At 71.5% G+C, this 13,679-nt stretch carries 10 protein-coding genes and 1 pseudogene; 7 read left to right on the top strand and 4 right to left on the bottom strand.

Going from position 1 to position 13,679, the window contains the following annotated elements:
- Positions 1-97: 97 nt before the first annotated feature.
- The 3 genes from AC07DI_RS25065 to AC07DI_RS25055 all read left to right on the top strand — a co-directional run bounded on the left by AC07DI_RS25065 (position 98) and on the right by AC07DI_RS25055 (position 3,383).
- The gene (locus AC07DI_RS25065) at positions 98-1,360 is read left to right on the top strand and encodes a glycosyltransferase family 4 protein (RefSeq protein ID WP_478906175.1); all 1,263 of its coding nucleotides are present in this window, start codon (positions 98-100) and stop codon (positions 1,358-1,360) included.
- A complete protein-coding gene (locus tag AC07DI_RS25060) occupies positions 1,357-2,244 on the top strand; it encodes a hypothetical protein (protein WP_384251339.1) in 888 nt (295 codons plus the stop codon). Before AC07DI_RS25065 ends, AC07DI_RS25060 begins: the two co-directional genes overlap by 4 nt.
- A 62-nt stretch (positions 2,245-2,306) precedes the next feature.
- Positions 2,307-3,383 (top strand): helix-turn-helix transcriptional regulator, encoded by a 1,077-nt coding sequence (locus AC07DI_RS25055; protein WP_478906174.1) that lies wholly within the window; start codon positions 2,307-2,309, stop codon positions 3,381-3,383.
- 1 nt (position 3,384) lies between these two features.
- On the opposite strand, the pseudogene ctaD reads toward AC07DI_RS25055, so the two are convergent.
- A pseudogene (gene ctaD / locus AC07DI_RS25050) lies at positions 3,385-4,956 on the bottom strand (aa3-type cytochrome oxidase subunit I); the annotation flags it as partial.
- A gap of 452 nt (positions 4,957-5,408) precedes the next feature.
- On the opposite strand from ctaD, the gene AC07DI_RS25045 reads away from it, so the two are divergent.
- The gene (locus AC07DI_RS25045) at positions 5,409-5,624 is read left to right on the top strand and encodes an I78 family peptidase inhibitor (protein ID WP_478906173.1); all 216 of its coding nucleotides are present in this window, start codon (positions 5,409-5,411) and stop codon (positions 5,622-5,624) included.
- Between the two features lie 104 nt (positions 5,625-5,728).
- Here the strand turns inward: AC07DI_RS25045 and AC07DI_RS25040 are convergent, their stop codons facing one another.
- Together AC07DI_RS25040 and AC07DI_RS25035 are read right to left on the bottom strand one after the other, a co-directional pair.
- On the bottom strand, positions 5,729-6,754 hold the full coding sequence (locus AC07DI_RS25040) for a phosphatase PAP2 family protein (RefSeq protein WP_478906172.1): 1,026 nt from the start codon (positions 6,752-6,754) through the stop codon (positions 5,729-5,731).
- A gap of 249 nt (positions 6,755-7,003) precedes the next feature.
- Positions 7,004-8,152: a glycosyltransferase family 39 protein gene (locus tag AC07DI_RS25035; protein WP_478906171.1), complete on the bottom strand. Its 1,149-nt coding sequence runs from the start codon at positions 8,150-8,152 to the stop codon at positions 7,004-7,006.
- A 230-nt stretch (positions 8,153-8,382) separates the two neighbouring features.
- Between AC07DI_RS25035 and AC07DI_RS25030 the strand changes: the two genes are divergently transcribed.
- Both AC07DI_RS25030 and AC07DI_RS25025 read left to right on the top strand, forming a co-directional pair.
- Positions 8,383-10,035: an MFS transporter gene (locus AC07DI_RS25030; RefSeq protein WP_478906170.1), complete on the top strand. Its 1,653-nt coding sequence runs from the start codon at positions 8,383-8,385 to the stop codon at positions 10,033-10,035.
- Positions 10,036-10,302: 267 nt separating this feature from the next.
- The gene (locus tag AC07DI_RS25025; protein WP_478906169.1) at positions 10,303-11,505 is read left to right on the top strand and encodes an acyl-CoA dehydrogenase family protein; all 1,203 of its coding nucleotides are present in this window, start codon (positions 10,303-10,305) and stop codon (positions 11,503-11,505) included.
- A 41-nt stretch (positions 11,506-11,546) separates the two neighbouring features.
- Here the strand turns inward: AC07DI_RS25025 and AC07DI_RS25020 are convergent, their stop codons facing one another.
- Positions 11,547-11,993: a cell division protein SepF gene (locus AC07DI_RS25020; protein ID WP_384251357.1), complete on the bottom strand. Its 447-nt coding sequence runs from the start codon at positions 11,991-11,993 to the stop codon at positions 11,547-11,549.
- 291 nt (positions 11,994-12,284) lie between these two features.
- Between AC07DI_RS25020 and AC07DI_RS25015 the strand changes: the two genes are divergently transcribed.
- A complete protein-coding gene (locus AC07DI_RS25015; protein ID WP_478906168.1) occupies positions 12,285-13,640 on the top strand; it encodes a DUF5685 family protein in 1,356 nt (451 codons plus the stop codon).
- The last annotated feature ends 39 nt before the right edge of the window (positions 13,641-13,679 follow it).

Below are 13,679 nucleotides of genomic sequence, written 5' to 3'. Positions count from 1 at the left end.
GTGAGGAAACCCAACCCTTGGCCAGGAATCCCCGTCTAACCCTGTGGTAGGCGGACGAGGGGGACTGTCCGCATGGAAGCGCGGAATACGGGGACGCATGCACATCTCTTTCCTGATTCACAACGCGTACGGGATCGGAGGGACGATCCGGACGACGTACAACTTGGCGAACACGCTGGCCCAGCAGCATGACGTCGAGATCGTGTCCGTCTTCCGGCACCGCGACGTGCCCGTCTTCGCGCCTGACCAGCGCGTGCGGCTCAGCCACCTCGTCGACCTGCGCAAGGACACACCGGGCTACGAGGGCGAGGACCCCGAGCACCTGAGCCCCGCCCGGACCTTCCCCAGCGCCGAGGGCCGCTACCAGCAGTACAGCGCCCTGACCGACCGGCGGATCGCCGGCCACCTCGCGGCCCTCGACGCGGACGTCGTCGTCGGCACCCGGCCCGGCATCAACGTGCACATCGCCCGCCAGACCGCGCGCGGCCCGCTGCGGGTGGGCCAGGAGCACCTCACGCTCGACAGCCACTCCAAGGAGCTCCGCCGCCAACTGCGCAGCGTCTACCCGCGCCTGGACGTCCTGACCACGACGACCGAGGCCGACGCCCGCGCGTACACCCGCAAGATGCGGCTGCCCGGCGTGCACGTCCAGGCGGTGCCGAACCCGGTGCCCGCGCCCGGCATCGAGCCCGCCGACGGCACCCACAAGTGGGTCGTCGCGGCAGGCCGGCTCGCCCCCGTCAAGCGGTACGACCTGCTGATCAGGGCCTTCGACAAGGTGCGCCGCGAGCGCCCCGACTGGCGGCTGCGGATCTACGGCGGCGGTAAGCAGAAGGACAAGCTGCGGGCCCTGATCGACGAACTCGGCCTGTACAACCACGTGTTCCTCATGGGCCCCGCCCACCCCATAGAGCCCGAGTGGGCCAAGGGCTCCATCGCCGCGGTCACCTCCAGCCTGGAGTCCTTCGGCATGACGATCGTCGAGGCCATGCGCTGCGGTCTGCCGGTGGTCGCCACCGACTGCCCGCACGGTCCCGGCGAGATCATCGACAACGGCGTCGACGGACGGCTCGTCGAGACGGGCAACGCCGACGCCATCGCGGGCGGACTGCTCGAACTGATCAACAACGACTCGCTGCGGCGGCAGATGGCGGGCGCGGCGCTCCAGGACTCCGAGCGCTTCGACCCCCAGCGCATCGCCGACCGCTACGACGCGATGTTCTCCGGGATGCTCGCCCGCGGGGGCTCGCTCGGGGGCCGGATGCGCGGCTCCCTGCACCGTACGCGCGGCGCGCTGCTCGGGGGCGCGTACGCGGTGCGGGATCTCGGCCGGGTACAGACGAAGGGATCGACCGCATGACGGCCTTGACCGCCTCGCAGGCGGCATCGCACGCCGGGGACGACGGCCAGGCGCCCGACGCGCCGCGCGCCGACTGCATCGCCGACTCCGCAGGAGGCCTGACCTTCGACGTCACGGACCCCGGCGGGTCCGGCGCGGACGAGGCGCACCTGCTGCTCCGCCGCCGCGACGCCGACTCCGCCGAGGACTACGTGCGCCTGCCGCTCTCCCCTTCGGCCGACGGTCGGCTGCGGGCCGCGCTGCCCAGCAGCGTCGAGCTCGCCGAGGGCCGCTGGAACGCGTACGCGCAGGTCGCCGGTGGTGAGCTGCGCCGTCTGATGCCGGGCGTGAACGACCTGCGCTCGCTGGTCGACCGCGCGCCCAGCGGCAGCCGGGGCCATGTCGCGGTGCGCATCCCGTACGCGACGAAGCAGGGCAACCTCTCGGTGCGCAGCTGGCTGCGCGCGCCGCACGCCGAGGCCGGCGAGATCGAGATCTCCAGTACCGCCCTGACCGTGCACGGCCGGGTCTACGGCACCGAGCTCTCCGACACCGCGTACGTCGAGGCCGTCCGGCGCGAGCAGCCGGACACCGTCCACCGGGCCGACACCGCCACCAAGGAGGCGGAGTTCACCGTCACCCTGCCGTACGGCCCGCTCGCCGGAAGCGGATCCGGGCCCTGGGACCTGTGGCTGCTCCCGGCCGGCGAGGGCGGCCCCCGGGTGCGCCTGGCCCGGATCCTCGACGACGTCCCGGACAAGAAGGCGATCTTCACCTACCCCGTGGTGAGCGTCGCGACGGCGGACGGCGCGGTCGAGGCGGGCCCGTACTACACGACCGACAACGACCTGTCGGTACTGGTCCGCGGGGCGCGCGGCGCATCGGAGGCCGGGCCGGAGCGCTGACACCGCGGACCGGGGCTGTCCTCGGCCTGAGCCTGTGTCGTATCCCCGGCACAATCACCTCCATGTTGGAGACCTCCGCACGACTGCTCCGCCTGCTCTCCCTGCTGCAGGCGCACCGCGAATGGTCCGGCGCGGCCCTCGCCGACCGGCTCGGCGTCACCCCGCGCACGATCCGGCGTGACGTGGACCGGCTGCGTGAGCTCGGCTACCCGGTCAACGCCAGCCCCGGCACCGGCGGCGGCTACCAGCTCGGCGCGGGGGCCGAGCTGCCGCCGCTGCTCCTGGACGACGACGAGGCGGTCGCGGTCGCCGTCGGCCTGCGCACCGCCGCGGGGCAGGGCGTCGAGGGCATCGGCGAGAGTTCGGTCCGCGCGCTCTCCAAGCTCGAACAGGTGCTGCCGAACCGGCTGCGCCGCCGCGTGGGCGCCCTGAACGCGTTCACCGTGCCCATGCTGCGCGCCCCGCAGCCGCAGGGCGTCGACCCGGCGGTGCTCACCGAACTCGCCGACCTGTGCCGGGACTCGGAGCGGCTGCGCTTCGACTACCGGGACCACTCGGGCAGTGCGACGCGCAGGACCGTCGAGCCCTACCGCCTGGTGTGCACCGAGCGCCGCTGGTACCTCGTGGCCTGGGACCTGGACCGCGACGACTGGCGTACGTTCCGCGCGGACCGCATCGAACCGAGGCCGCCGCACGGGCCGCGCTTCGCCCAGCGCACCCCGCCGGCCGACGACCTCGCCGCGTACGTCGCCAAGGGCGTCTCCACGCGGGCGTACGCCGCACGGGCGGTGGTCCGCCTCCTCGTTCCGATGGAGGAGGCGGCGCAGCGGATCGGGCCGGCCGACGGCGTCCTCGAGGCCGAGACCGAGGGGAGCTGCCTGCTGCGCACGGGGGCGGCGAGCCTGGACGTGATGGTCTTCCACGTGCTGTTCATGGGCATCGAATTCGAGATCGTCGAGCCCGCGGAGCTCGCCGACCGGGTCAGGTCGTCGAGGGACCTCCTGAGCCGGGCCCTGGACCGGGGTGCTCCGTCTGCGGATCCGCGGGCACCCGGTCCACGCCCGGCGCCGCGTACGCCGCGTACTCGGGATGGTGCAGGTCGAACGCCGGGGACTCCGAGCGGATCCGGGGCAGCGTGACGAAGTTGTGGCGCGGGGGCGGGCAGGACGTCGCCCACTCGAGGGAGCGGCCGAAGCCCCACGGGTCGTCGACCTCGACCTTCCTGCCGTACTTGGCCGTCTTCCAGATGTTGTAGAGGAACGGCAGGGTGGACATGCCGAGCAGGAACGCGCCGATGGACGAGATGGTGTTGAGCACCGTGAAGCCGTCCGCCGCCAGGTAGTCGGCGTAGCGGCGCGGCATGCCCTCGGCGCCCAGCCAGTGCTGGACAAGGAACGTCGTGTGGAAGCCCACGAAGAGCGTCCAGAAGTGGATCTTCCCGAGCCGTTCGTCGAGCATCTTGCCCGTCAGCTTCGGCCACCAGAAGTAGAAGCCGCCGAAGGTGGCGAAGACGACGGTGCCGAAGACGACGTAGTGGAAGTGCGCGACGACGAAGTACGTGTCGGTGACGTGGAAGTCCAGCGGCGGCGAGGCGAGGATGACCCCGGTGAGGCCGCCGAAGAGGAAGCTCACGAGGAAGCCGACCGCCCACAGCATGGGTGTCTCGAAGGACAGCGAGCCCTTGAGCATCGTGCCCGTCCAGTTGAAGAACTTCACGCCCGTCGGGACCGCGATGAGGAAGGACACGAAGGAGAAGAAGGGCAGCAGGACCGCGCCGGTGGCGAACATGTGGTGCGCCCACACGACGACGGACAGGCCGGTGATGGCCATCGTCGCGCCGATCAGCGGCAGATAGCCGAAGATCGGCTTCCGGCTGAAGACCGGGATGATCTCGGAGATGATGCCGAAGAACGGCAGCGCGATGATGTAGACCTCGGGATGCCCGAAGAACCAGAAGAGGTGCTGCCACAGCAGCGCACCGCCGTTCTCCGGCGCGAAGACCAGCGAGTGGAAGCGCCGGTCGGCCTCCAGGACGAGCAGCGCGGCGGCGAGCACGGGGAACGCGATGAGCACCAGGATCGAGGTGAACAGCACGTTCCAGGTGAAGACGGGCATCCGGAACATCGTCATGCCCGGCGCCCGCATCCCGATGATGGTGGTCAGGAAGTTGACCGAGCCGAGGATCGTGCCGAAGCCGGAGAGCGCGAGTCCCATGATCCACAGGTCGGCGCCGATGCCCGGTGACCGCTCCAGGCTGTTGAGCGGGGCGTACGCGAACCAGCCGAACCCGGCGGGCCCGCTCGGCACGAACAGCGAGCCGATCACCATCAGGCCGCCGAAGAGGAACAGCCAGTAGGACAGCATGTTGAGCCGCGGGAAGGCGACGTCGGGCGAGCCGATCTGCAGCGGCATGATCTCGTTGGCGAACCCCGCGAACGTGGGCGTCGCGAAGAGCAGCAGCATGATCGTGCCGTGCATGGTGAAGGCCTGGTTGAACTCCTGGTTGGTCATCAGCTGCAGCCCCGGCCGGGCCAGTTCGGCCCGCATCAGCAGGGCGAGCACGCCGGCGAGCAGGAAGAAGCCGAACGAGGTGATCAGGTAGAGGTGGCCGATCTTCTTGTGGTCCGTGGTGGTCAGCCAGTCCACGATGATCCGGCCGGGACGCCGGTCCCGCACCGGTCGTTCGGTCACGCTCGCCGTCTCGGTCCCCATCGGTCGCCCCTTCGCCATCGCGTACTGGGCCTGCCCGGAGCCTCTCCGGGCCCACGCCATGATGCTCGTGTCGTCCCGGCTCCGACAGGGGGCGTACGCGCCGACTCCAGGCGCCCCGCATGCGGCCGAACAAGCCGGAATCGGGAATTCCATCACGCCTCGTCACATCCCGTACGGCGTCCGGTATTCGGAATTGCGGAGGGCCCGTAAAGGGTCCGTGGTGTTATTCGGCGAGGGTTTATCCGTAGCTGTCGAAGTCTGCTCCCGAGTGACTCGAAGACATCGCTGAATTACGCCGGTACAAGTACGGAACCGCCCATACGTGTGACGGAGTTCGACCGAAACGCGCGTGCTGATCCTGTGACAAAAGCGTGACCGGAGAGGTACCGGTGACGCATGGTGTCCGCCGCCCGGCCTTCCCCGCCGGTGCCGCGCCGCCTAACGTGGGCCGCATGGCACCTATCCCGACCCCTCCCGCAGAGCCCGAGGACAGCCCCGACCGGTACGTGGGCCTCCCGGCCGACGACGCCGAGCGCCAGGCGCGCGAGCAGGGCTGGTCCACTGTCAGATCGCTGCCGCCGGGCACGGTCATCACCATGGAGTACCTGGCGGGGCGGCTCAACTTCGAGGTCGAGGAAGGCGTCGTGACCCGCTCCTGGAAGGGCTGAGCGGGCCCGCGCGGCCCACGACGAAGGCCCCGGTTCCGATGAGGAACCGGGGCCTTCGCGGTGCGGGGGATGGGCTGTGCGTACCGCCCCCGCTGTCCGTGGGGTCAGCCGCCCGCCACCGGGCGGGCCGACGGAGTGGCGCGGGAGGCGCGGTCGGAGCCCGGCGGGCGGCGGCTGCCGGCCGGGGTGACCGGGGTCCGCTCGGAGCGGGCGGTGTGCGGGCCGGGCGCCAGATAGGCCGCGGGCCGCGCGGCGCGGGCGGCGCCGACGGGCTCACGCACGGGCGCGTCGTCGGTCCCCGTGCGCTGCGGGACCATCGCGGGGGCACCGACGGGGGTGGGCTGCGGTCCGGGCACCGTGATGACGCCGGTGCGGCGGGCGCGCCAGGCGTCGCGGAGGCTGAAGATCGTGGCCTCGACGCGGGCGATCGTGGTTTCGCACCAGGGCAGCGCGAGCAGGATGAGCAGACCGGCCGCCCAGCCGAGGAAGACATCGCTCAGCCAGTGCGTACCGAGGTAGACGGTGGTGAGGCCGACGCTCAGGGAGACCACCGCGGAGAGGGCCGACAGATAGCGGCGGGTGCGTGGGGTGGAGGCGAGGTAGGCCAGGATTCCCCAGGTCACCACGGCGTTGGCGGTGTGGCCCGAGGGGAATATATCGCCGCCGAGCCACATCTCGTTCGAGCCGATCACGGTGGCGTAGTGCGGGCCGAGGCGGCCCATGCCGAGCTTGGCGGCGCCGACGGTGACGTTGAGCAGGAGCAGTGCGGCACCGAACATCAGGAGCGGGCGCAGCGTGTGCTGCCGCCAGGAGCGCCAGCCGAGCCAGGCCGCGACCATGACGGCGGTCGGACCGCGCTGGCCGAGGACGACCCAGTAGTCGAGGAAGGCGTGGATCTCCGGCCACTGCTGGTAGGGCCGGAAGAACATGACCTGCCAGTCGAACCGCACCAGCCACGAGGTGGCGAGCACGGCGACGACGATGGCGAGGTAGAAGGCCAGGGTCGCGCTGAAGAGCACGACCCTGTGCCGGCTCATCCTCGGCACATCGAGGTGGGTCGGTCGTTCCGGCTCACGGTCAAGCCGGGCGAAGACCCGGTCAAGACGGGTGAGGTTTCGTTCGGTACGCACCCAATCGACGTTACAGCGGGTGAGTGCGGCACTAGGCCGAATCAGTGTCTTTGTGATGACGATGTGATGTGGGATTGATCTCAGGACGTGGCTTATTCCCGGGGTTTCTTTAATCCCCGCCGACGCCCTTACCCAATTCGTTGATCATTTCCGATGCTGTTTTATGGGCCTTATGAATTCGTTCACCGGGGCCTGGTGTGGAATTTCCCGTCCGATCACCGGAGGGCCGCGGAAATGATCATGACGTGATCAGGGCGGCCCCGAGCCGTGCAGCCAGAACGCCCCGTAGACCGCGCTCGCCACGGCGACGCAGCCGAGGATCAGCGCCGACCTGGACGTACGCAGCCGGGCCAGCGCCACCGCTACGGGCAGCAGCAGCGGGAAGGCGGGCATCAGGAGCCGTGGCTTCGAGCCGAAGTATCCGGCCGCGCAGAGCGCGAGCGCGACGACGGTCCCGCAGTAGACGAGCAGCGGCAGCGGCTGCTTCCCCCGCACGCCGAGGACGTAGAGCCAGACCACCAGGGCGACACCGGCGATGAGGCCGAGACCGGCGAGGGCGCCGGGGACGGAGGTGAACTTCTCCCCGATGAAGCGTGCGAAGGCGTAGCCGAAGTCGAAGCCGTTGCCCCAGCCCGCCTGGACGTCGAGGTAGCCGAACAGGCCGCCGCCGGTGCGGTGGCCGACCCACAGCACATAGGCCGCGGCGCCGAGCGGGGCCAGGACCACGCCTAGGACCAGGCGCGGACCGGCCCGCCGCTCGCGGTGGATCCGTACGGCCGCCGCCACCCAGATCGCGGCCACCACCGCGGCGCCCACCGGCCGCGTCAGACCGGCGAGGGAGGCGAGCGCACCCGCCGTCACCCACCGGTCCCTGAGCACCGCGTACAGCGACCAGGCGGCGAGGGCCGTGAACAGCGACTCGCTGTACGCCATCGACTGCACGATGCCGACCGGCAGCACCGCCCAGAGCGCGACCGCGCAGATCCCGGCCCGGCGCCCGTGGACGCGCTCGGCGACCGCGAAGATCCCCGCGGCCGCGAAGAGCGAGGCGAGCCAGCTCACCACGAGACCCGCGTCGGCGTACGACAGAGGGCCGATCGCGGAGACGAGCCGTTCGAGCCAGGGCAGCAGCGGGAAGAACGCGAGGTTCGAGTGGACGTCGCCGTTCGGCAGCGTCACCTGCCAGCCGTAGCCGTGCTCGGCGACGCGGGTGTACCAGAGCGAGTCCCAGCGGCCGGCGAGCAGCGTGTGCGGACTCCTGCCCGCCGCCGCGCCCCACACCGCGAGCACCGCGAGACCCAGCGCGCGCACCCCGGCGTACACGAGGAGCGCGGGCACCGCACGGCGCAGCACGTGGCCCGCCGGGGGCGGCGAGGGGCGTAGCTCAAGATCGGTCACGGGCTCGATTATCGGCCGTCGGGGGAGCCGGCCACTCCGGCGGGGCACGGCGGCGGGCCGCGGCGTGGCGCATGCCACAGCACATCCGTACAACCATGAGAGGTCCACCACGCGCCCCTCGCGTGGACTCGCGTACTCTGACGGCTCACTCGCCGATGTCTGCGCCGCCGGAGCAGGGAGTACGCAATCCCGCCCGCCGCCGACGCGAGGGACCACTGGGAGGTACGCACATGTCCGGGACGACCACGGCCGCGGCACCGCGGAGCCGCCGGGGACCCGGGTCCTGCGCGGGGACCAACCGCTGGGTCGTGCTCGTCGTCCTCTGCGTCAGCCTGCTGCTCGTCGCCGTCGACGCCACCGTGCTGCACGTCGCGGTGCCCGCGGTCACCGAGGACCTCAAGCCCGGCGCCATCGAACTCCTGTGGATCGTCGACATCTATCCACTGGTCTGCGCCGCGCTCCTCATCCTCTTCGGCACGCTCGGCGACCGCGTCGGCCGCAGACGCGTCCTCCTCCTCGGATACGCCCTCTTCGGCGTCGCCTCGGCGATCGCCGCCCTCGCGGACAACGCGCAGGTCCTCATCGCGGCCCGGGCGCTGCTCGGCGTCGGCGGCGCGATGATCATGCCCGCCACCCTGTCGATCCTGCGCCAGGTCTTCCCCGACCGGCGCGAGCGGGCCGTCGCCATCGGGCTCTGGAGCGCGGTGGCCGCGGTCGGCGCGGCCGTCGGCCCGCTGCTCGGCGGGTTCCTCCTCGAACACTTCTGGTGGGGCTCGGTCTTCCTCATAAACATCCCGCTGATGCTGGTCAGCCTGCCCGTCGGGCGCTGGCTGCTGCCCGAGTCGACCGGCGAAAGGAACGGGCCCTGGGACGTGGTCGGCGCGCTGATGGCCGCGGGCGGACTCTTCGGCATCGTCCTCGGCGTCAAGCGGCTCGGCGGCGGCGAGTCGCCGCTCGGCCCCACCACCCTCACTTCCCTCGCCGTGGGCGGCGCGCTCCTCGCGGGCTTCGTCCGCAGGCAGCGCAGGCGCCGGTACCCCCTGGTCGACCTGTCGATGTTCGCGCGGCCCGCGTTCAGCACGTCGGTCGGCTGCATCGTCCTCGCCATGCTCGCCCTCGTCGGCCTCGAACTGATCGCCGCGCAGTATCTGCAGCTGGTCCTCGGCCTCACCCCGCTGGAGACCGGGCTGCGTCTCCTCCCTCTCACCATCGCCGCGATGACCGCGGGCCTCGCCGGATCCAAGCTGCTCGGCGGTCTCGGCCCGCGCACGATGGTCTGCGCAGGCTTCTGCCTCACCGCCTTCGCCGTGGTGCTGCTCACCGGCATGGGCGCCCACGCCAACGACGCGCTGCTCCTCGGCGGCTTCGTGCTGCTCGGCTTCGGCCTGGAGACCACGCTCTTCGGCGCGTACGAGTCGATGCTGAGCGAGGCCCCGCAGGACCAGGCGGGCGGCGCCGCGGCGATTGGCGAGACCTCATACCAGCTCGGCGCGGGCATCGGCATCGCGCTGCTCGGCAGCGTCATGAACGCGGCGTACGCGCCGGGGCTCTCCTCGGTGAACGGGGTGCCGGCGGCGGACAGCGCCGCGGCGAGCCACTCGCTCGGCGAGGCGTACGAGGTCGCCTCGCGGCTCGGCGGCGGGGCGGGGGACGCGCTGCGGAGCGCGGCGCGGGACTCCTTCGTGCACGGGCTGCATGTGACGTTGCTGGTCAGCGCGGGGCTGTTGCTGCTCGGCGCGGTGGCGGCGCTGAGGCTGCCGCGGGGGATGGAGTGCGGGGGGCCGGCCCCTGCGGGGCGGCCTGAGCGGGGGGCGCAGCGGGGGGTGCCTTCGCCTCGTGACCCGGCGCGGGTCGGGGCGGGGTCGTCGTCTGTGGATGCGTGAACCTTTCGGCGGGGTCTTTGGGTGCGGGTGATTCGTGGCTGGGTGCGCGGTTCCTCGCGCCCCTGGGCGGGCTCGGCTTCTTTTCCGGCTGCGGGTGATTCGTGGCTGGGTGCACAGTTCCTCGCGCCCCTGGGAGCCGTCGGCGCGCCGGTCACCGCGCCCCTGACGGCGGGCCGGGAAGCTCTGGACGTGCGGGAGACTGCGTCGTAACGTCGGCGCGAGCCGTAGTTGACTATCACCGCTAGTTTTGTGTCGCCGGAGGCCCGCATGTCCGCAAGTGCCCGTGCCCGCACCCCTCTGCCGCCCCTCGACCCCGCCGACCTCCTCGGCATCGACGACCTCCTCGACCCCGAGGACCTCGCGATCCGGGACACCGTCCGGACCTGGGCGACCGACCGGGTCCTGCCGCACATCGCCGACTGGTACGAGCGGGGCGAGCTGCCCGGCATCCGGGAACTGGCGCGGGAGCTCGGCTCCATCGGGGCCCTCGGCATGTCCCTTGAGGGGTACGGCTGCGCGGGCGCCACCGCCGTGCAGTACGGGCTGGCCTGCCTGGAGCTTGAGGCCGCCGACTCCGGCATCCGCTCCCTCGTCTCCGTGCAGGGCTCCCTCGCCATGTACGCCATCCACCGCTTCGGCTCAGAGGAGCAGAAGCAGCGCTGGCTGCCGGGCATGGCCGCCGGCGAGATCATCGGCTGCTTCGGCCTGACCGAGCCGGACCACGGCTCCGACCCGGCGTCCATGCGGACGCACGCCAAGAAGGACGGGACGGACTGGATCCTCACCGGGCGCAAGATGTGGATCACCAACGGGTCGGTGGCCGGGGTCGCCGTGGTGTGGGCCCGGACCGACGACGGCATCAGGGGATTCGTCGTCCCGACCGACGTACGGGGCTTCTCGGCGCCCGAGATCAAGCACAAGTGGTCGCTGCGCGCGAGCGTCACCAGTGAGCTGGTCCTTGACGAGGTGCGGCTGCCCGCGGACGCCGTGCTGCCCGAGGTCACCGGGCTCAGGGGGCCGCTGAGCTGTCTCTCCCACGCCCGCTACGGCATCGTCTGGGGAGCCATGGGCGCGGCCCGCTCCTCCTTCGAGGCGGCCGTGGAGTACGCGAAGAGCCGCGAGCAGTTCGGCCGGCCGATCGGCGGCTTCCAGCTGACCCAGGCCAAGCTCGCCGACATGGCGGTCGAACTGCACAAGGGCATCCTGCTCGCCCACCACCTCGGGCGGCGGCTGGACGCGGGCCGGCTCCGTCCCGAACAGATCAGCTTCGGCAAGCTCAACAACGCGCGGGAGGCGATCGAGATCTGCCGCACGGCCAGGACGATCCTGGGCGCCAACGGGATCTCGCTCGAATACCCCGTCATGCGGCACGCGACGAACCTCGAGTCGGTGCTCACCTACGAGGGCACCGCCGAGATGCATCAACTGGTACTGGGCAAGGCGCTCACCGGTCTCGATGCCTTCCGGTGAGCCGGTTCGTTCCTTCGTGCCTCCGGTGAGCGGCCCTGCCTCTAGCTCTGGTTGAAGAAGCCGTCGGAGAGGCGGCTCTTGGCCTCGCCGACGATCTGCGTGTCGGCGGGGGTGAGCAGGAAGACCCGCGTCGCCACCCGCTCGATCGAACCGCGCAGGCCGAAGGTGAGGCCCGCGGCGAAGTCGACGACACGCTTGGCATCGGTGGGCTCCATGGACGTGAGGTTCATGATGACCGGGACGCCGTCCCGGAAGAGCTCGCCGATGGCGCGCGCGTCCCGGAAGCTGTCCGGCGTCACGGTCCCGATCCGGCGGTCCTCCTCAGCCGCCGCCTCGGTCGCCACCCGCGCCCGCGGGTCGGTGACCCAGGCCTCCGGCTGGTCGGGCCCCTCAGCCCGGTCGTCTTCGTAGCCGTCGTCGTAGTAACGCTCGTTGTTGTCGTCGTCGACGAGGCCAAGCCAAGCACTCGCCTTGCGCACCGATCCCATGGACGCCTCCTCTCACAGCGGTTTCCCTGGATTCCGCATCCCTATCGTCGTCCATGATGCGGATGATGCGCCAAGTGGATAGTCGCCGCGCGGGGTTTTCGTGACGGTACTGGTGCAGAGTCAACACGCCGATGTGCGGTGCGCTCCAAGGGCCGTCCTGTGTACGGCTGCTGACTGTGAGTGAAATATGATTCTTCACGGCGTATGGGTGACGGCCCGTGCGTACGGGTGAACGGGGCCGTCGCTACGATGCGCGGAGTTGATCGCTTCGGGCCACTCGGGGGAGTCGTCTTGTTCGGAATCGTCAGGCCCTGCAGCCATCGCCTCGGGGAGGGGCTCAAGACGCAGTGGATGGCGCATCTGTGCGGCCTCTGCCTCGCGCTGCGCAGCGACCACGGTCAGTTCGCCCGTGTCGTCACCAACTACGACGGCCTCATCATCTCGGTCCTGACGGAGGCTCAGGCCGAGCGGTCCACCGGGTGGCGGCGCACCGCGGGGCCCTGTCCGCTGCGGGGCATGCGGACCGCGTCCGTCGCCCGGGGCGAGGGGGCGCGGCTCGCCGCCGCCGTCTCGCTGGTGCTCGCGTCGGCGAAGGTCAGGGACCACGTCGTCGACGGGGACGGGGTCCTGGCGCGCAGGCCGGTGGCCGTCGCCGCCCGGCGGGTGGCCCGGGGCTGGGACCGCGCCGGCGCGCGGACCGGCGCCGATGTGGGGTTCGACACCGCGGTCCTGGTCGACGCCGTCGAACGGCAGGCCGGCATCGAGGCCTTGGCGGGGCCCGGCACCTCGCTGCTCACCGTCACCGAGCCGACCGAGACCGCGACCGCCGCGGCCTTCGCGCACACCGCCGTGCTCGCCGGGCGGCCCGGCAACGCGGCGCCGCTCGCCGAGGCGGGCCGGCTCTTCGGGCGCCTCGCCCACCTCCTCGACGCCGTGGAGGACAGGGAAGCTGACGCCGCGTCGGGCGCCTGGAACCCGCTCACCGCGACCGGTACGCCCCTGACCGAGGCGCGGCGCCTGGCCGACGACGCGCTGCACGGCATCCGGCTCGCACTGCGCGACGCCGAGTTCACCGACGGCAAGCTGGCGCACATGCTCCTCGCGCACGAGCTGTCCAGGTCGGTCGACCGGGCCTTCGGCACCGAAGCGTGCGGACACACACATCAGGTGACGGCGCATCAGGGGGGTGCGTACGGGTCACCGCAGCAGGGCGGCGCGTACGGGCCTCCCGCCGATGGGCCGTACGGGTCGCAGAACCCCTACGGGGGCGGCAACCCCTACGGGGACGGCAACCCTTACGGGGACGGCAACCCTTACGGGGGCGGGAACCCTTACGGGGGCGGCGCACCCGGTGGGCCCGGTGGTCCCGGGCAGGGCGGTCCTGGTGGCCCCGGTGGCCCTGGTGGCTTCGGTGGCGGGCCCGCCTTCGACCCGCAGCCGCCGAAGCCCGGCAAGCGCGGCTTCTGGGCGGGCTGCGCCGTCGCCATCGGACTCTGCTGCACCTGCAAGGTGTGCTGCGCCGACCACTACGAGGGCCCCTGGTCGCGCAAGCGGCGCGAGGGCTGCTGCAACGACTGCGACTGCAACTGCGACGGCGGTTGCTGTGAATGCTGCGAGTGCTGCTCCTGCTGCGACTGCGGACTCTGACCGGTCCCGCCTGAGCCGGGCCACGCCGACGGATGTGGA

The sequence above is a fragment of the Streptomyces sp. NPDC044106 genome, from assembly GCF_056433985.1.
This window is presented reverse-complemented; position numbering and strand designations above follow the sequence as displayed.